The following is a 17,421-nucleotide window of genomic DNA, read 5'->3' on the forward strand; positions in this document are numbered from 1 at the left end:
CGCGGAAGTCGCTTCAGCGCCCGCCACCCAGCGAGAGCGCCAGCATCAGGTCGTTGATTCGCTTGACGAAACCGGCCGGATCGTCGAGCGACCCCCCCTCGGCCAGCGTTGCCTGCTCGAGCAGCAGGTTGGCCCAATCGTCGAAGCGCGCTTCTTCGTACTTGAGACGTTGTACCGCCGGGTGCTTGGGGTTGATTTCGAGGATCGGCTTGCTCGCCGGCGCCTGCTGCCCGGCAGCCTTGAGGATTCGCTGCAGATTGCCACCGAGATCGTACTGATCGGCCACAAGACACGAGGGCGAGTCGGTCAGTCGATGAGTGACGCGTACGTCCTTGACCTTGTCACCCAGCGTCGTCTTGACCTTATCGAGCAGTTCCTTGTACTCGTCGGCAGCCTTCTCCGCCTCTTCCTTTTCGGCCACATCCTCGAGTTTGCCCAAATCCAGCCCGCCCTTGGCAACTGACTGCAACGGCTTGCCGTCGAACTCGGTCAGGTGACCGGCCACCCATTCGTCGACGCGGTCGGAAAGCAGGAGCACTTCGATACCCTTCTTGCGGAAGATCTCGAGGTGCGGGCTGTTCCTGGCGGCAGTGAAGGTTTCCGCCGTAACGTAGTAGATCTTCTCCTGGCCATCCTTCATCCGCGTGACGTAGTCGGCCAGAGAGACGTTCTCGTCCGGCGTATCGGCATGCGTCGAAGCATAGCGCAGCAGCCTTGCGATGCGCTCCTTGTTGGCGAAATCCTCGCCAATGCCTTCCTTGAGAACACGACCGAATTCCTGCCAGAACTTGACGTACTTTTCCTTCTCGCTCGCTTCCTCGCTGTCAGCCAGGCCTTCGAGCAGGCCCAGCACCTTCTTCACACAGCCCGCACGAATCGCTTCGATATCGCGCGACTGCTGCAGGATTTCACGCGAAACATTGAGCGGCAGGTCGTTGGAGTCGACCACTCCGCGTACGAAGCGTAGATAGAGCGGCATCAGCTGCTCGGCGTCATCCATGATGAAGACCCGGCGAACATACAGCTTGATGCCATGCCGGGCAGTGCGCTCAAAAAGGTCGAACGGCGCGCGCGACGGGATATAGAGCAACTGCGTATACTCTTGCTTGCCCTCGACACGGGCATGGACATGCGCCAGTGGATCCTCGAAATCATGCGCCACATGCTTGTAGAACTCGCTGTACTGCTCGTCGGTGATCTCCGATTTTGGACGGCTCCACAGCGCCGACGCCTGGTTGACGGTCTCGTCCTCATCAGTGACGACCTGCGTTTTCTTTTCCTCGTCCCATTGCTCCTTCTTCATCAGGATCGGCAGCGTGATATGGTCAGAATACTTGCGGACGATCTCGCGCACCTTCCAGCTTGAGAGGAACTCGTCCTCGCCTGCGCGCAGGTGGAGGGTCACTTCGGTACCGCGCTGCGCCCGCTCGATGACCTCGATGGTGAAATCGCCCTCTCCGGACGATTCCCATCTGATCGCCTGACCGGCTTCGACGCCGGCACGGCGGGAAACCACCGTCACCTTGTCGGCAACGATATACGAGGAATAGAAGCCGACGCCGAACTGGCCGATCAGATGCGCATCCTTGGCCTGATCACCAGTCAGCGCCGAAAAGAACTCACGGGTTCCCGACTTGGCGATCGTTCCCAGGTGCTCGACCGCCTCGTCGCGCGAAAGCCCGATGCCGTTGTCTGAAATACTCAACGTCCGTGCTTCCTTGTCGAAAGAAATGCGAATCTTCAATTCGGCATCGTCGCCGTACAGGGCAGCATTGTTCAGTGCCTCGAAGCGCAGCCTGTCACAGGCGTCCGACGCGTTGGAGATCAGTTCGCGCAGGAAAATCTCCTTGTTGCTGTACAGCGAATGTATCATCAGGTTCAGCAGTTGCTTGACTTCTGCCTGAAAACCGAGGGTTTCCTTCTGTGCACCCATGCAAGACTCCGTGGAAAGCGTTGACGAAAAAGCTGACGAAAAACAGCCCCGAAGCGGCGGCGCTACGGACTGCGAGCAATGACTCCGCAGTTGGGGACGGTCGCTGCCATTTCAAGCCCTGACGGCAACGCGCGGCGGCCCGGGCAGCAGCAGCGCATCAGGTATTCAAGGTTCGATGCTCAGGTACGCAACGTTCAATACTTCGACTTCACGCCAGCCAGCCGGGCTCTGAAAACGCACACTGTCGCCGGCGTGCGACTTGAGCAGCGCTCGCGCCAGCGGCGACACCCAACTGATACGTCCACGGGCAGAATCCGTCTCGTCCACGCCGACAATCTGGTAGGTATTCTCAAGTCCCTGCTCGTCGCAGATGGTCACCGTCGCCCCGAAAAACACCTGCTTGGTATTCGCGCGCCGTGCTGGATCGACGATCTCCGCCTGATCGAGGCGCTTGGTCAGGAAACGTATGCGCCGGTCAATCTCTCGTAGCCGCCGCTTGCCATAGATGTAGTCGGCATTCTCTGAACGGTCGCCATTCGATGCTGCCCACTGTACGACGCTGACCACCTGCGGCCGTTCAACGCGCAGCAATTGCTCGAGCTCGGCCCGAATGCGCGCGTGCCCGCCCGGCGTGATGTAGTTGCGAGTGCCCTGTGGCAGGCGAAGCGCGGGCTCCGCTCCCTCCTCCTCGTCTTCGTCGTTGGCCGTCTCTCTGGTGAAAGCCCTACTCATCGCCTATGCCTGCACATCGCCAACTCTCCGTCTCGGCTTGAGGGCACCAAAAGGGCAAGGATCACAACACATCTTCAGCCCTGATGGTCCAAAAAGAAACGGCACAGGCCGCCAAACCTGCGCCGCTGCGCGCACTGCCCGATGGGTCAGTAGCCGATATTGAAAGCGGCAACGTCGATGCGAACGGTATCCCGCCCGAGTGCCAACGCCGTGTAACGGGCAAAGCGCGTCGCCCAGTCCTTGCCTTCGATGAAGCGCTGCTCGCCACCGTAGCGGGCGACGTTGAGAATCTTGTCTATGATCAGGACCTTGCCCATCGGATTACTGGGTTCGCACTCGAGGTCGGCGAACTCCTTGTCAAACCAGCGGCGTGCTTCTTCGGGAGAGCCGGCAGCCAGTTCGGTGTGGGAGAACTTGTACTCGTACTGTCTCTCCCGCCCAAACGAAACGATAATGTGATAAACCATCTGCCTCCTCCCGGCGCTTTCTCAGGGTTACAATTTCACCCTCTATTCTATTCGCAAAAGTGGCCCATGCCGCAAGTCCCGAGCACGCGCGTCGAGTTTATTGCCGGCGTTCGCGCCTTGGCTCCAATGAGCATGAGCATCATCCTTTTCGGCATCGTTTGCGGCGCCGCCGCCAGCAGCGCGGGGATGACACCAGCGCAGGCCCTGCGTTGCGTGCCGCCGGCGGTGATGGCGGCAATCATCGCGCCACCGTTGTTTTTTGCCGTTGGCGCGCCTACCATAGTGCCCGACCTGCCGCAAATTGCAGCCGCTACTTTGGCAGCCCTGATTGCCTGGCGCACGCGCAGCATCTTGCTGACCGTCGTTCTCGGCATGCTCGCCTTTTGGGGGGCTGCAAGCCCTGCGCGGCTAGCCGAATCACAACCTGGGAATATCGCCGACCATGCTGACCGAAGAACAGATCACTGAAACGCGCACCACCCTGCATGAACTGCAGATAGAGCATCATGACCTCAATCAGGTGATCGACCACCTGATGCTCAACCCGCCGCCCGACGACCTCCTGGTCCGGCGCCTCAAGAAACGCAAGCTGCTGCTCAAGGACCGCATCGTCCTGCTCGAGCACATGCTGGAGCCGGATGTCCTGGCCTGACCCGGCAACCCGTGCAAACCCGCTGACCACTCGCCAGTTGGAACTGACCGTCGCCGGGTACCGCTGCCGCCTGGCCTCTGGCGGCCAGCCCTTCAACCCTGATCGCTCGCCCTGGCCCCCGCTCCTGCTGCTGCACGGCGCCGCCAATGACCGCGACGCATGGCAGCAGGTCGCCAGCGGCCTCACCGCCGCCGGCTGCGCCGTGCTGGTCCCTGACCTGCCGGGACACGGCCTGTCCAGCGGACCCGCGCTGCCCAGCATCGAAGCGCTCGCCGACTGGGTACCGACCCTGCTCGATGCGGCTGGCGTCGGCCAGGCTATCCTGGTCGGACACTCGATGGGCTCGCTGGTTGCCCTCGAGTGCGCCGCCGGCCACCCACAACGCGCCAGCGGACTGGCACTGCTCGGCACCTCTACGCCCATGCCGGTGGCCGACGCCCTGATCGCGGGCGCCAAAGCCAATCCGGACAACACGATCAGGATGATGAACGAGTATTCGCTGACGCCGAAGTTCCGGTTGACGGGCGGCCATGGCTACGGCATCTGGGGACCGGGCGTGACGTTGGCGATCATGCGCCGCAGCCCACCCGGCGTGCTGGCGATCGACCTCGCCAACTGCAACAACTATCAGCATGGCCTTGAAGCGGCTGCGCAGGTCGCTTGCCCGGCGCTGCTGCTGGTCGCGCGCCGCGACCGGATGACCCCGCGCCGCAACCTGCCACCGCTCGAAGCGGCGCTGCGTCAGGTGCTTCGGGCGGAGATTCCCGAATGCGGCCACGCAATGATGAGCGAGCAACCACAGGCAGTCGTCAAGCGGCTCCTCGAGTTCCTGCCCCAGGCACTACGCCGTCGCCTCGCCTGAACGCGCCAGTACAATGACCGCGGCGAGAATGATGGCGCCGCCGGCCAGTTGCCAGCCACCCACTGCCTCGCCAAGAAACAGTGCCGCCAGAACCACGGTCACCACCGGCTCCAGCGTCGACAGCGTTGCCGCATCGGCAGCACCCAGGCGCGCCATGCCGGCAAAGAAGGCGATGATCGCCACCACGGTCGAGAACAGCGCGATGCCCCCGACCGCCGCCCACGCCGTGGACGAGTAAGGAAAAGCCGGGCCCTGCCAGAACACTATCAGGCCGTAGACCATCGCCGCTGACAGCATGATCACGGTCGCCGATGGCATCGCCCCGGTCACGGGCGTGACGCGCTCACCGACCAGGATATACAGCGAGTAGATCAGCGCTGCACCCACACCCAGCAAAATGCCGAGAACGCTGCCGTCAAGGCTGCCACCAACTGCCAGCCCGGTCCCCAGCAGCGCCGTGGCCACCGCCAGCATGCGCGGCAGTGAAAGCCGCCGCCGCGCCAGCAATGCCGAGAGCACGGTGACGATTGCCGGATAGAGGTAGAGCAGCAGCGCTGTCAGCCCGGCAGAGGCATGCTGGAGCGCCGCGAAATAGCAGAATGATTGCCCGACATAGCCCAGGCCGCCCATCGCGATCAAGAGCAACAGATTGCTGCCGCGCGGCCAGGGCAGCGCCCGCATCTGCATCACGACCGCCAGAAGTCCGCCGGCCAGCGCGAAACGCAGGAACAGCAGGCTTGGCAAATCGACACCTTCGGCATAGGCCAGCTTGCCGAAGATTGGCATCGCCCCGAACCCCGCCGCCGACGCAACGATACAGATGGAGCCAGCCAGGCGCGCGCGCCCGGCCGGATCAACGGCCAAGGTCCGGCACTCGGTCGTGGCGATGGTACCCGTCGGCGGCTCGCTCGGGCTGCGTCACCCGCCGAACTGCCGGGTCAAGGCAGTGACGCTGGCCGCGAGTTGATCGAGGTCCGGCGCCTTGCCCTCCGGCGTGAAGCGATCCACGACTTCGGGCAGGAGTTGCGACAGACCTTCGGCCGCCTCAGCCTCGGTAACGCCCACCTGCTGGGCGATCTGCGCCAGGGTATCGCTGCCGAAGACCTGACCGATCGCGCCAGGCGGGAGGGGAAGGTTCTGCCCCGTTCCGACCCACGAGTTGGCCTGCTCGGCAAAACCCGCGCGCTGAAACTGCTCCAGCAGGGAACCGAGCCCACCGGCGCCGCTCGCGCCACTCGCTCCACCACCAAGGACGCTGCCCAAAACAGCACCCAAAGCACCGCCAGTACCGCCAGCACCGCCAAGCATGCCACCGAGAACGTCGCCAAGGCCACCGCCCTGACTGCCGCGCGCACCGCCGAGCATGCCCCCAAGGACATCGCTGAGGCCACCACCGCCTTCGGCACCGGTCGCTGCTCCACCCTGCCGGTTCACCAGCATCCCCAGCACGATGGGCAAGAGTGCCATCAGCACGCTGTTGCCACCATCCGTGCCACCTGCTCCAGGTGCCTGTCGGGCTGCGCCCGGCAAGTTCCCCAACAGGTCACCCACTATGCCGTCCAACAATCCCATTGCTGCTCTCCTCTGCTGTCATTGCTGTCATCAATGTTCAATCAAGTGGCACGCGGCAGCCATCGCCACCCTGCCGGCTGACCTCCTTCAATCGGCGAGAACGATTTCGACGCGCCGGTTGTGCTTCCCTTCGTTGCGCACTCGGACCACCCGGATAGCGCCGATTTCACCTATGTTCCGAACGTGTGTTCCGCCACATGGTTGCAGGTCCACGCCGGCGATGCGCAGCAGACGCACTCTTCCGGCACCGCGCGGTGGCTGTACGCTCATGGTCTTGACCAGTTCCGGTCTCGCCTCCAGTTCATCGTCGGTAATCCAGACGGTCTCGGTCTCGATACAGCGGCTGATCAACTCGTTCATCTGGCTTTCGATCCGTTGGCCATCGAGCAGGCTCATGTCGATATCGAAGTCGAGACGCGCCCTGTCGGCGCCAATGTTGCCTCCAGAAACCGGCGCGATCACGACACAGGACATCAGGTGCAGCGCGGTGTGCAGGCGCATCAGGCGATAGCGGCGCGGCCAGTCGATTTCCAGCGTCAGTGTCTCACCGGCTTCTGGTCGCGCCGCAGCGGCGGCGGTCTGGTGCAGCACGACATCAAGAGCGTGGTCCTTGCGCGTGTCCTCGATTGGAATGCGTTCACCGTTGGCTCGCACTAGGACGCCGGTGTCGCCAATCTGGCCACCACCAAGTGGATAGAAGATCGTCCGGTCCAACTCGATCCCCTTGGGGTGCAACGCAACAACCCGCGCGCTCGCGACTTTCAGGTAAGCGTCATCACGAAAGAGCAACTCCGTAGCCATAGTCCCTTGCTAACGTGACTGCGACAGTTCGCTGATCCTGTCCAACAGCGGTCTCTTCTGCTCCTCAAGTTCCCGATAGCGCGCGTAGAGACGATCCAGTTCGACGCTGTAGCGTCGCAGTTGCTCCTCCAGTTGCTTGCGCTGCCGCACCTGCTCATCATAGTCGGGAACGTCGCCATCGATGCCGCTGACCGCCGGCAGGGGTAGCGGTGTGGTCTGCTGTATCAGCGAACGGCGCAATTCCTGAACCATGCCGAACTGCTGGTACGCTGACTGCTGCTCCTGCTGGAGTCGACTGACGGCACCCTCCAGGCGCCGTAACTGGTCATCCCGATCAGCGTCGCTGGCTGCGGCAACCGCCGCAGCCAGCAGCAAAATGCATGTCAACAAGGTCCTAAACTGGGGCATCGCTTCCTCCTGTCGCGTCTGCCGCGGCTTGCCGTCGGCCTGGTGTTCGCATCACGCCGCACGAGATGCGGCTATTTTTCCTGCTGATCGTGATTACGCGCTGGCGCAGGTCCACGAATCATGCTTGCCCGCCTGCCCTCTTTGCGAAGTTATCTGCAGTATCCGGCCGTAGCGATCCGCGTCCTGCTCGATTGCGGAATTCAGGCCAGCAAACCTGGCGTACGATGACCGTCAATCACCTGCAGCAACTGCGCGAAGACCTTTGGTGTACCGGCCACCACATTGCCCGTCTGGAGGTAGCTCTCGTTGCCGGCGAGATCACTGACCAGGCCGCCGGCTTCCGAGATCAGCAGCGCACCGCCGGCCATATCCCACGGCGACAGGCCGAATTCCCAGAAACCGTCGAAGCGACCACAGGCGACGTAGGCAAGATCGAGCGCGGCGGCACCGGGCCGGCGGATGCCGGCGGTCCTCCGGGCCAGCTCCTTGAAAATCGCCAGGTAGGCATCGATGTGATCGTAGATCCGGTAAGGAAAACCGGTACCGATCAGTGCATCTTCAAGCCGGATGCACTTGCTGACCCGAATCCTCCGCTCGTTGAGAAAAGCACCACCGCCCTTGCTGGCGGTGAACATCTCGTTGCGCACTGTGTCGTAGACCACCGATTGGGTTACCTGCCCGCGATGTGCAAGCGCGATCGAGATGGCGTATTGGGGAAATCCGTGGATGAAGTTGGTGGTGCCATCAAGCGGATCGATGATCCACTGGTACTCGCTGCCACCCGCACTGCCGGCGGTCTGGCCGGACTCTTCTGCTAGAATGCCGTACTCCGGATAAGCCTCGCGCAACACGTCGATGATCGCCGCCTCGGCAGCCTTGTCCACTTCGGTGACGAAGTCGCTCTGGCGCTTGGTGGTGACCTGCAGATGCTCGAGATCGAGTGAGGCGCGATTGATGATTTGGCTGGCGCGGCGCGCTGCCTTGATGATGATGTTGAGCGCTGGATGCATGGCTTTTGGGAGACCCGACGAGCGGCCGTTGCCGCCCGATTGGTGTGAAGGAGTCCCGATTCTAATATGAACCGACCTGCAGGGTCTCATCGTTCGAATTCCCCACTCGAACGAATCCGGGTCGTCCTGTCGCAGACCAGCCATCCGGGCAATATCGGCGCGGCCGCACGGGCGATGAAGACCATGGGTCTTTCGCGTCTGCTGCTGGTCAATCCCAAGCGCTTTCCGGACGACGAGGCGGTGGCGCGGGCGGCTGGTGCCGATGAAATTCTCGCGCAGGCGCAAGTCTGCACGAGTCTCGATGTGGCCCTCGCCGATACCGTCTTTGCCTGCGCGATTTCGGCACGGCAGCGCAATCTTGGGCCACCGGCAGTACAGGCACGGGCAGCGGCCAGCGAAATTCTGGCCAAAGCCGGCGACGGTGACGTGGCCCTGCTGTTTGGCAACGAAACATCCGGTCTGTCGAACGCCGAGGTACAGCGCTGCCAGCGTACTGTCTACATCCCGGCCAATCCTGCCTACAGCTCGCTGAATTTGGCTTCAGCAGTGCAACTGCTGTGTTATGAGTTGCGCCTGACCGCCTTCGACAACGCGCCACCGGTTGTCACCAAGGCGATTCCCTTCGCCTCGCCACCGGCAACCAATCAGGACATCGAGCGCTTCTACGACCATCTTGGGCGGGTGATGGTGAGCAGCGGCTTCCTCGATCCGCAGCGCCCGCGACGACTGCTCCCCAAGCTGCGCCGACTGTTCGGACGTGCTGAACTCGAACGCGATGAGATCAATATCCTGCGCGGCCTGCTGGACGCTGTCGAGAAACAGCTTGCCGGCCGAGGCGGCAGGCCCGGCCCTGCCGGCAATAGTGGACCATAACAGTCGGATATTGTAGAATTACCCCAGGACTCAGGCACTTTCGCTCAAGGATTTCCCCCTCATGTTCAGCCACCTGCGCGAAGATATTCAATCGGTATTCGACCGGGACCCGGCCGCGCGCACCTTCTGGGAGGTGCTGACCTGTTACCCCGGCGTTCACGCGCTGGCCTCGCATCGCCTCGCTCATTGGTTGTGGATGCACCGCCTGCGCTGGCTGGGCCGCCTCGTTTCGCACCTGGGACGCTTTCTTACCGGCATTGAAATCCATCCTGGAGCAACCGTTGGGCGCCGCCTGTTCATCGATCACGGGATGGGTGTGGTGATCGGCGAGACGGCGGTGATCGGCGATGATGTCACGCTCTACCACGGCGTCACCCTGGGCGGAACTTCGTGGAGCAAGGGCCGGCGCCATCCGACGCTGGAAAATGGGGTCGTCATCGGTGCCGGGGCGAAAGTGCTGGGACCGATCACCGTCGGCGCGCTGGCCAAAGTCGGCTCGAATGCCGTGGTCGTCAAGAACGTACCGGCGAGAGCGACGGCAGTGGGCAATCCGGCACGGATCATCGACGGTGAAATGGCGCAGAAGCGCGAGCAGATGGCAGGGCAACTGGGCTTCTCTGCCTACGCCCTGGGTGGCGATCAGGATGACCCCCTGGCCAAGGCGATTCATGGCCTGCTTGATCATGCCGTGGAGCTTGACCGGCGCTTTGACCGGTTGCTGAGAAAACTCGAGGCGGCTGGCGTCGACGTCGACAGCGAACGGATAACCGCCGACCCATTCGACCCACAATACCTGAGTAAAATAGTTGACTAATTTCTGAACCTTCGATTAGTATACTAATCTGATCAACTACTACTGATGGAGGAACCATGCGCCTGACCACCAAAGGACGCTTCGCAGTCACTGCGATGATCGACCTGGCACTGCGCTGTGCCGACGGCCCCGTATCTCTCGCCGGCATCAGCGATCGCCAGAAAATTTCTTTGTCTTACCTGGAGCAACTGTTTGGCAAGTTGCGCCGCTACGGCCTCGTCGAGAGTGTGCGCGGCCCAGGAGGTGGCTACTGCCTGGCACGCCCGACCAGCGAAATGACGGTGACCGACATCATTCGTGCTGTCGATGAACCGCTTGATGCGACCCAGTGCGGTGGGCGCGAAAACTGCCGCGATGACGAACGCTGCATGACCCATGAGCTTTGGTCAACGCTGAACGACAAGATGTACGACTTCCTGAGTTCGGTGACGCTGGCCGAGCTGGTCGACCAGCAGCTGCAGAAAAGAGGCGGCCACGTTGCCGTGATGCAGGATGCGCGGCGCACCCGGCCGCGGACCCGCGCCAAAACGGTCGCCGTTGGCGGCTGAAATCTCGTCGGCTCGTAGTCATGTTTGCACCCGTCTATCTCGACCATAACGCCAGTACCCCAGCCGATCCGGCGGTGGTCGAAGCGATGCTGCCCTACCTTGCGCTGCAGTTCGGCAACGCCTCGAGCCGACACGAGTACGGCCGAGCAGCGCGGCGGGCGATTGACGAGGCACGCGGCCAGGTGGCGGCAGCAGTCGGTGCTCACGCCAGTGAGGTGGTTTTTACCAGTGGGGGCTCGGAGGCCAACAATCTGCTGATCAAGGGCGCTGCCGGGCGTCTCAAGCCTGGTCTGCTGGCCGTCAGCGCGGTTGAACATCCCTGCGTGATCAAGCCGGCCGAGCAGCTATGCAAACACGGCTGGACGCTTGCAAGACTGGCGGTCGACGCCGACGGACGGATCGATCCCGAAAACTTCGAAGCGGTGATGAGCGCCAGGCCGAAGATCGTTTCGGTGATGCTGGCCAACAACGAAACAGGCGTGCTGCAGGATGTCGAGTCGCTTGCCGAACGTGGACGGTCAGTCGGCGCCTGGTTCCACACCGATGCGGTCCAGGCTATCGGCAAACTGCCGGTTGATTTTCGTCGCCTGAATACGGCCGGGGTTCATGCCTTGACGCTGTCGGCGCACAAAATCGGTGGTCCCAAGGGCGCTGCGGCGCTGGTACTCGACAAGCGGCTTGATCTCGAGCCGTTGATAGCAGGTGGTGGACATGAACGCGGCTTGCGTTCTGGCACCGAGAACGTGGCGGCGATCGTCGGCTTCGGCGTTGCCTGTGAGCTGGCGGTACAGCGCCGCGACGCACTGGCTCAGCATGTGCTCAAGCTGCGCCAGCAGGTCGAGTGCGGTTTGCTCGGGCTGGGCGCGGTACTTTTTGGCCAAGGCCCCGAACGTTTGCCAAACACCGTTTATTTTGCGATCCCCGCAATCGACGGTGAAACGCTGGTGGGGTACCTCGATCGTGCCGGCTATGCCGTGGCCAGCGGCGCGGCGTGTTCAAGTGCCAACCCTGAGCCCTCGCATGTGCTGCGGGCGATGGGCGTTGCGCCCGACCTGGCTCGCGGCGCCGTACGCATCAGCTTCGGTCGCGGCAACAGTGAGGAACAGGTTGCCGCCTTTCTGGGCAGCCTGCAGGCGATGGTCACCCGGCTGCAACGTTTGACCGCAATGGCTGTCTGACCGCCGAGAATTCCCGAGACCACAATGAATATCTGCCAGAACATGGACAACCCGGAGCAAGAGCAATGCTGAAGCTGCCTATCTATCTCGATTATTCGGCGACGACGCCGGTTGATCCCCGCGTGGCGACGAAGATGATCCCCTATCTGGTCGAGAAATTCGGCAATCCCGCCTCGCGCTCGCATTCTTTCGGCTGGGAAGCAGAAGCGGCGGTCGAAGAAGCGCGCGAAGAAGTGGCCAGACTGGTCAATGCCGACCCGAAGGAAATCGTCTGGACCTCAGGGGCAACCGAGTCCAACAACCTGGCGATCAAGGGAGCGGCACAGTTCTACGCGGGCAAGGGCAAGCACGTGGTGACGGTCCGGATCGAGCACAAGGCCGTGCTTGACACCTGCCGGGAACTCGAGCGCCAGGGTTTTGAAGTCAGCTACCTCGATGTCCAGAACAATGGTCTGCTCGACCTCGAAGTGTTCAAGGCGGCGCTGCGCCCGGATACGATCGTTGTCTCGGTGATGTTGGTCAATAACGAGATCGGCGTCATTCAGCCGATCGCTGAGATCGGCGAGATCTGCCGCGCGAGGGGAATCATCTTCCACGTCGACGCAGCACAGGCAACGGGTAAGGTCGAAATCGATCTCGCGGCACTGAAGGTCGACTTGATGAGCTTTTGCGCGCACAAGACCTACGGCCCGAAAGGAATCGGTGCATTGTACGTGCGGCGCAAGCCGCGGGTTCGCCTGACCGCGCAGATGCATGGCGGCGGTCATGAACGTGGTTTTCGTTCCGGCACCCTGGCAACCCATCAGATCGTCGGCATGGGGGAAGCATTTCGGCTGGCTCGACTGGAAATGGGCGCCGAGAAAGAGCGTATCCGCATGCTGCGCGACCGCTTGCTCAAGGGGCTGTCGGATATTGATCAGGTGTTTGTCAATGGCGACCTCGAACAGCGTGTGCCGCACAATCTGAACATCAGCTTCGCCTATGTCGAGGGTGAATCGCTGCTGATGGCGATCAAGGACCTGGCCGTCTCATCCGGGTCGGCGTGCACCTCGGCCTCGCTCGAACCCTCGTATGTGCTGCGAGCCCTCGGGCGGGAAGACGAACTGGCACACAGCTCGATCCGCTTCACGCTCGGTCGTTTCACCACCGAAGAAGAGATTGATTACGCCATCAGGCTCTTGCACGACAAGATTGGCAGACTACGCGAGCTCTCGCCACTCTGGGAGATGGTTCAAGAAGGCGTTGACCTGAGTACGGTCCAATGGGCCGCACATTGATGAAGTACTGAAGGAGAAGCATCATGGCATACAGCATCAAGGTTCTGGATCACTACGAAAATCCGCGCAACGTCGGTTCCTTCGGCAAGGAAGAAGAGGGCATAGCCACCGGTATGGTCGGTGCGCCCGCTTGTGGCGACGTAATGAAGCTGCAGATCAAGGTCGGCAAGGGCGGCGTAATTGAAGACGCCAAGTTCAAGACCTACGGTTGCGGCTCGGCCATCGCTTCGTCTTCACTGGTCACCGAATGGGTCAAGGGCAGAACCATCGACCAGGCGCTGGACATCAAGAACACACAAATCGCCGAAGAGTTGGCACTGCCGCCAGTCAAGATTCACTGCTCGATTCTCGCCGAGGATGCAATCAAGGCGGCAGTCGCGGACTACAGGAAAAAACACGGCGAACAGGTTTCAGCGTAAGGCAACAAGTACAGCAGGAGGTTTTTTGCATGGCAGTGACGCTTTCTCAACGGGCCGCCAACCATGTTGCCAATTACATGGTCAAGCGCGGCAAGGGCATCGGACTACGCCTCGGCGTACGCACCAGCGGCTGCTCGGGAATGGCTTACAAGCTCGAGTTCGCCGACGTCGCGCATCCGGACGACATCGAGTTTGAATCGCACGGCGTGAAGGTGCTGATCGACCCGAAGAGTTTGCCCTACCTCGATGGGACCGAACTGGACTACGCGCGAGAGGGTCTCAATGAGGGTTTCCGCTTCAACAACCCGAACGTCAAGGACGCCTGCGGCTGTGGCGAGAGCTTCAACGTCTGATCGGCGGCCAACCGAGGCGTGCGCTGGGCTTGATGGGCTGTGACGGGACAAGATGGAATTCAACGCCGAACACTTCAACGCTGACCATTTCTCGCTGTTCGACCTGCCCCCGGCCTTCCGGCTCGACGCTGCCCTGCTCGACCGGCGCTATCTGGAACTGCAGTCACAGATCCATCCGGATCGGTTTGCGAGTGCCAGCGAGGCCGAACGACGGCACTCGCTGCAATGGGCAACGCGGGTCAACGAGGCCTATCAGACGCTGAAGAAGCCGCTGTCGCGGGCGAAATACCTGCTGCACCTGGCAGCACACGACATTGGCAGTGAGAGCAACACCTTGATGCCGGTCGACTTCCTGATCGAACAGATGGAGTGGCGCGAGGCCGTAGCCGAAGTACGCGCCGCCGGTGAACACCATGAACTCGAACACCTGCATCATCGGCTGAAGCGTGACCTCCTGGAACGGTATGAGGAAATCGCCATGCTGCTTGACGATCAGCCTGATCTGGAGCAGGCAGCTGATCGCGTGCGACGATTGATGTTCCTCGAAAAACTGCTCGTCGAAATTGACGAGGCCATGGCGGCACTTGAAGAGTAGGCAGGGAACCCTGACACGGAACGCAGTCGCAGCATCAGAAACCCCACCAGCAACAACAGCTTCTGGACCCCATTTTCCATGGCACTCTTACAGATTGCGGAACCCGGCGAATCGGCTGCGCCGCACCAACACCGCTTGGCGGTCGGCATCGATCTCGGGACCACCAATTCACTGGTCGCTACGGTGCGCAGCGGTCTGGCCGTGGTCATCAGCGACGAACTCGGGCGTCCCTTGCTGCCATCGGTCGTCCGTTACCTGCCAGATGGAAACTGCGACGTCGGCTATGAGGCGCAGGCCAGGCAGGCCATCGATCCGCGCAATACCATCGCTTCGGTCAAGCGCTTCATGGGCCGCGGCCCGCAGGACATCATCCATCGCGAGGCCCTGCCCTACCTTTTCGACGATGGTCCGGGAATGCTTCGGCTGAACACAGTGGCTGGGCGCAAGAGTCCGGTCGAGGTGTCGGCCGAGATCCTGCGCGTCCTGCGCCTGCGTGCCGAGGCCTCGCTGGGTGGGCCGCTGGTAGGCGCGGTGATCACTGTTCCCGCCTACTTCGACGACGCCCAGCGCCAGGCGACCAAGGACGCTGCCCGACTGGCCGGTCTGCCGGTTCTGCGTCTGCTCAACGAGCCCACCGCGGCCGCGGTAGCCTACGGCCTCGACAACGCATCGGAGGGAACCTACGCGGTCTATGACCTTGGTGGCGGCACCTTCGATATTTCGATACTCAGGCTTTCTCGCGGCATCTTCGAAGTGCTGGCGACGGGTGGCGACTCCGCGCTCGGTGGCGATGATTTTGACCATCGCATCTTCTGCTGGCTGCTCGAAGCCGCCCAGCTCAAACCCTTGTCGGTCGAGGATGCGCGCATGCTGCTGACCCGCGCCCGTGAAGCCAAGGAATATCTGACCTTTCACGGCGTTGCACCGATCAACGCCCGGCTCAACAGTGGCGAGGTCGTCGATCTGACTTTGACGACCGAAATCTTTGCCGAGATTACGCAGACCCTGGTCGCCAAGACCATCCAGCCGGTCAAGAAAGCATTGCGCGATGCTGGACTGTCGGTCGCCGAAGTCAAGGGCGTGGTAATGGTAGGGGGTGCGACGCGCATGCCACAGATACAGCGCGCCGTCGGTGATTTTTTCAGGCAGGAGCCGCTGAACAACCTCGATCCGGACAAGGTCGTCGCCATCGGCGCGGCAACCCAGGCCAACCTCCTTGCCGGCAACGGCTTGGGCGGTGACAACTGGCTGCTGCTCGACGTCATCCCGTTGTCACTGGGCCTGGAAACGATGGGCGGCTTGGTCGAGAAAATCATTCCGCGCAATTCGACCATCCCGACCGCCAGGGCGCAGGAATTCACCACTTTCCGCGACGGCCAGACGGCGCTGGCCGTCCATGTCGTCCAGGGGGAGCGCGAACTGGTCAGTGATTGCCGTTCGCTGGCCCGCTTCGAACTGCGCGGCATTCCACCGATGGTCGCCGGCGCCGCACGCATTCGCGTCACTTTTCAGGTCGATGCCGACGGTCTGCTCGCCGTCACTGCCCGCGAGCAGACCGTCGGCGTGGAAGCGAGTATCGTCGTCAAGCCCTCCTACGGCCTCTCGGATGACGAGATCGCCGGCATGCTCAAGGACTCGATGCTACATGTCAGGGATGATGCCCTCCGGCGCGCACTCAAGGAGTCGCAGACAGACGCGCAACGGCTGATCGAGGCCGTGCGTTCGGCAATCGACATCGATGGGGAATTGCTCTCGGTCGAAGAACGGTCGCGGATCGAGCATGACGTGAGTAATCTCCAGGCTGCGCTGCTCGGTGATAACCGCCGCCAGATCATGCTGGCGATGGATGATCTCGAAGCCGACACCAAGGACTTCGCCGCACGCCGCATGGACAAGTCGATCCGCCGGGCCTTTTCCGGCCGTCACATCAACGAACTGGACAGCGAAGTCGCCGCAGCAAGGACGGGAGAACACGCATGACCCAGATCATCGTTTTGCCGCACCTCGAACTGTGTCAGGACGGTGCCCTCTTCGAAGCAAGGGCTGGTGAATCGATCTGTCAGAACCTGCTCGAGAATGGCATTGCCATCGAGCATGCCTGCGAGATGTCCTGCGCCTGTACCACCTGCCACGTCATCGTCCGGGAAGGTTTCGACCTGCTCGAGCCCTCGGACGAGGTCGAGGACGACTTGCTCGACAAGGCCTGGGGGCTAGAACCGCACTCCCGACTGTCGTGTCAGGCAATGGTCAATGAGAGCCCATTGGTGATTGAGATTCCACGCTACTCCATCAACATGATCAAGGAGGTTAAACGATGAGATGGACCGACATCAGCGAACTCGCGGTCGAACTCGCCGAAACGCACCCCGAGGTCGACCCGCTGACGATCAACTTCGTTGACCTGATGAACTGGGTACTGGCCCTGCCGGGCTTCGACGACGACGCAAAACACTGTGGCGAAAAAATCCTCGAGGCGATCCAGCAAGCCTGGATCGACGAGCTGGCATGAAGCCGGACGATTCTGGCGGCAGCCAGCGCAACGTACTCGGCGGCCTGCTTGGCTCCTGCAGCGAGAAGCCGATGACAGGCTTTTTTCGTGACGGCTGCTGCAATACGGGCAGCGAAGATTTCGGCAGTCACACCGTTTGCGTCCTGCTCACCGACGACTTCCTCGAATTCTCGAAGGCGCGTGGCAACGATCTGTCCACACCGCGGCCGGAGTTTGGATTTCCCGGCCTCAACGCTGGAGATCGCTGGTGCCTCTGCGCGGCACGCTGGCGCGAAGCCTTCCAAGCCGGCAAGGCCCCTCGGGTTGTTCTCAATTCCACCAACGAAGCCTGTCTGTTGATCGTCAGCCTGGACGACCTCAAACGACATGCCATTGACCTCAACTGATAGAACTCCAGCGGTGCGGCGACGCCTGGTGT

At 61.9% G+C, this 17,421-nt stretch carries 23 protein-coding genes; 15 read left to right on the top strand and 8 right to left on the bottom strand.

Annotation, left to right across the window (positions count from 1 at the left end; translation table 11 throughout):
- Nucleotides 1-13 precede the first annotated feature (13 nt).
- The 3 genes from htpG to V5B44_RS13345 form a co-directional block, all read right to left on the bottom strand.
- Complete coding sequence (htpG, locus tag V5B44_RS13335) at nucleotides 14-1,933, bottom strand: molecular chaperone HtpG (protein WP_332359497.1); 1,920 nt, start codon at nucleotides 1,931-1,933, stop codon at nucleotides 14-16.
- Nucleotides 1,934-2,098: 165 nt separating this feature from the next.
- Nucleotides 2,099-2,665 carry a transcription elongation factor GreB gene (greB, locus tag V5B44_RS13340; protein WP_332359498.1) on the bottom strand — a complete coding sequence of 189 codons (567 nt, stop codon included), beginning with the start codon at nucleotides 2,663-2,665 and terminating at the stop codon, nucleotides 2,099-2,101.
- A 146-nt stretch (nucleotides 2,666-2,811) separates the two neighbouring features.
- Nucleotides 2,812-3,132 (bottom strand): hypothetical protein, encoded by a 321-nt coding sequence (locus V5B44_RS13345; protein ID WP_332359499.1) that lies wholly within the window; start codon nucleotides 3,130-3,132, stop codon nucleotides 2,812-2,814.
- A gap of 66 nt (nucleotides 3,133-3,198) precedes the next feature.
- Between V5B44_RS13345 and V5B44_RS13350 the strand changes: the two genes are divergently transcribed.
- From V5B44_RS13350 to V5B44_RS13360, 3 genes are read left to right on the top strand one after another with little or no spacing between them, the layout of a single operon-like run.
- Nucleotides 3,199-3,600 carry an AzlD domain-containing protein gene (locus tag V5B44_RS13350; RefSeq protein WP_332359500.1) on the top strand — a complete coding sequence of 134 codons (402 nt, stop codon included), beginning with the start codon at nucleotides 3,199-3,201 and terminating at the stop codon, nucleotides 3,598-3,600.
- The gene (locus V5B44_RS13355) at nucleotides 3,575-3,784 is read left to right on the top strand and encodes a DUF465 domain-containing protein (protein WP_332359501.1); all 210 of its coding nucleotides are present in this window, start codon (nucleotides 3,575-3,577) and stop codon (nucleotides 3,782-3,784) included. The genes V5B44_RS13350 and V5B44_RS13355 overlap by 26 nt, the downstream gene beginning before the upstream one ends.
- Nucleotides 3,771-4,646, top strand: coding sequence for an alpha/beta fold hydrolase (locus V5B44_RS13360; protein WP_332359502.1), 876 nt, complete (start codon nucleotides 3,771-3,773; stop codon nucleotides 4,644-4,646). Before V5B44_RS13355 ends, V5B44_RS13360 begins: the two co-directional genes overlap by 14 nt.
- On the opposite strand, the gene V5B44_RS13365 is transcribed toward V5B44_RS13360, so the two are convergent.
- From V5B44_RS13365 to V5B44_RS13385, 5 genes are all read right to left on the bottom strand, one after another.
- Nucleotides 4,626-5,510 carry a DMT family transporter gene (locus tag V5B44_RS13365; protein WP_332359503.1) on the bottom strand — a complete coding sequence of 295 codons (885 nt, stop codon included), beginning with the start codon at nucleotides 5,508-5,510 and terminating at the stop codon, nucleotides 4,626-4,628. The genes V5B44_RS13360 and V5B44_RS13365 overlap by 21 nt on opposite strands.
- Before the next feature lie 54 nt (nucleotides 5,511-5,564).
- Nucleotides 5,565-6,218, bottom strand: a complete 654-nt coding sequence (locus V5B44_RS13370; protein WP_332359504.1) for a YidB family protein — start codon at nucleotides 6,216-6,218, stop codon at nucleotides 5,565-5,567.
- 87 nt (nucleotides 6,219-6,305) lie between these two features.
- Nucleotides 6,306-7,019 (bottom strand): alanyl-tRNA editing protein, encoded by a 714-nt coding sequence (locus tag V5B44_RS13375; RefSeq protein ID WP_332359505.1) that lies wholly within the window; start codon nucleotides 7,017-7,019, stop codon nucleotides 6,306-6,308.
- A gap of 9 nt (nucleotides 7,020-7,028) precedes the next feature.
- Nucleotides 7,029-7,427 carry a hypothetical protein gene (locus V5B44_RS13380; RefSeq protein WP_332359506.1) on the bottom strand — a complete coding sequence of 133 codons (399 nt, stop codon included), beginning with the start codon at nucleotides 7,425-7,427 and terminating at the stop codon, nucleotides 7,029-7,031.
- Between the two features lie 200 nt (nucleotides 7,428-7,627).
- On the bottom strand, nucleotides 7,628-8,437 hold the full coding sequence (locus V5B44_RS13385; protein ID WP_332359507.1) for an inositol monophosphatase family protein: 810 nt from the start codon (nucleotides 8,435-8,437) through the stop codon (nucleotides 7,628-7,630).
- A 66-nt stretch (nucleotides 8,438-8,503) separates the two neighbouring features.
- Between V5B44_RS13385 and V5B44_RS13390 the strand changes: the two genes are divergently transcribed.
- The 12 genes from V5B44_RS13390 to V5B44_RS13445 all read left to right on the top strand — a co-directional run bounded on the left by V5B44_RS13390 (nucleotide 8,504) and on the right by V5B44_RS13445 (nucleotide 17,389).
- On the top strand, nucleotides 8,504-9,310 hold the full coding sequence (locus V5B44_RS13390; RefSeq protein ID WP_332359508.1) for an RNA methyltransferase: 807 nt from the start codon (nucleotides 8,504-8,506) through the stop codon (nucleotides 9,308-9,310).
- Nucleotides 9,311-9,371: 61 nt separating this feature from the next.
- Nucleotides 9,372-10,124: a serine O-acetyltransferase gene (cysE, locus tag V5B44_RS13395; RefSeq protein WP_332359509.1), complete on the top strand. Its 753-nt coding sequence runs from the start codon at nucleotides 9,372-9,374 to the stop codon at nucleotides 10,122-10,124.
- A 56-nt stretch (nucleotides 10,125-10,180) separates the two neighbouring features.
- Nucleotides 10,181-10,672 carry a Fe-S cluster assembly transcriptional regulator IscR gene (gene iscR / locus V5B44_RS13400; RefSeq protein WP_332359510.1) on the top strand — a complete coding sequence of 164 codons (492 nt, stop codon included), beginning with the start codon at nucleotides 10,181-10,183 and terminating at the stop codon, nucleotides 10,670-10,672.
- Nucleotides 10,673-10,692: 20 nt separating this feature from the next.
- Entirely contained in the window at nucleotides 10,693-11,850 is a 1,158-nt protein-coding gene (locus tag V5B44_RS13405) for a cysteine desulfurase family protein (RefSeq protein WP_332359511.1), read from the top strand.
- Nucleotides 11,851-11,915: 65 nt separating this feature from the next.
- Nucleotides 11,916-13,127 carry an IscS subfamily cysteine desulfurase gene (locus tag V5B44_RS13410; protein ID WP_332359512.1) on the top strand — a complete coding sequence of 404 codons (1,212 nt, stop codon included), beginning with the start codon at nucleotides 11,916-11,918 and terminating at the stop codon, nucleotides 13,125-13,127.
- Nucleotides 13,128-13,150: 23 nt separating this feature from the next.
- The gene (iscU, locus tag V5B44_RS13415) at nucleotides 13,151-13,546 is read left to right on the top strand and encodes a Fe-S cluster assembly scaffold IscU (RefSeq protein WP_332359513.1); all 396 of its coding nucleotides are present in this window, start codon (nucleotides 13,151-13,153) and stop codon (nucleotides 13,544-13,546) included.
- Nucleotides 13,547-13,575: 29 nt separating this feature from the next.
- Nucleotides 13,576-13,899: an iron-sulfur cluster assembly protein IscA gene (gene iscA / locus V5B44_RS13420; RefSeq protein ID WP_332359514.1), complete on the top strand. Its 324-nt coding sequence runs from the start codon at nucleotides 13,576-13,578 to the stop codon at nucleotides 13,897-13,899.
- 52 nt (nucleotides 13,900-13,951) lie between these two features.
- Entirely contained in the window at nucleotides 13,952-14,494 is a 543-nt protein-coding gene (hscB, locus tag V5B44_RS13425; RefSeq protein WP_332359515.1) for a Fe-S protein assembly co-chaperone HscB, read from the top strand.
- Nucleotides 14,495-14,572: 78 nt separating this feature from the next.
- Nucleotides 14,573-16,474: a Fe-S protein assembly chaperone HscA gene (hscA, locus tag V5B44_RS13430; protein ID WP_332359516.1), complete on the top strand. Its 1,902-nt coding sequence runs from the start codon at nucleotides 14,573-14,575 to the stop codon at nucleotides 16,472-16,474.
- Nucleotides 16,471-16,812, top strand: a complete 342-nt coding sequence (fdx, locus tag V5B44_RS13435) for an ISC system 2Fe-2S type ferredoxin (protein ID WP_332359517.1) — start codon at nucleotides 16,471-16,473, stop codon at nucleotides 16,810-16,812. Before hscA ends, fdx begins: the two co-directional genes overlap by 4 nt.
- Nucleotides 16,809-17,003 (top strand): Fe-S cluster assembly protein IscX, encoded by a 195-nt coding sequence (gene iscX, locus V5B44_RS13440; RefSeq protein WP_332359518.1) that lies wholly within the window; start codon nucleotides 16,809-16,811, stop codon nucleotides 17,001-17,003. The genes fdx and iscX overlap by 4 nt, the downstream gene beginning before the upstream one ends.
- Nucleotides 17,000-17,389, top strand: coding sequence for a DUF2237 family protein (locus V5B44_RS13445; protein ID WP_332359519.1), 390 nt, complete (start codon nucleotides 17,000-17,002; stop codon nucleotides 17,387-17,389). Before iscX ends, V5B44_RS13445 begins: the two co-directional genes overlap by 4 nt.
- Nucleotides 17,390-17,421 lie beyond the last annotated feature (32 nt).

This window comes from Candidatus Accumulibacter necessarius (assembly GCF_036625085.1).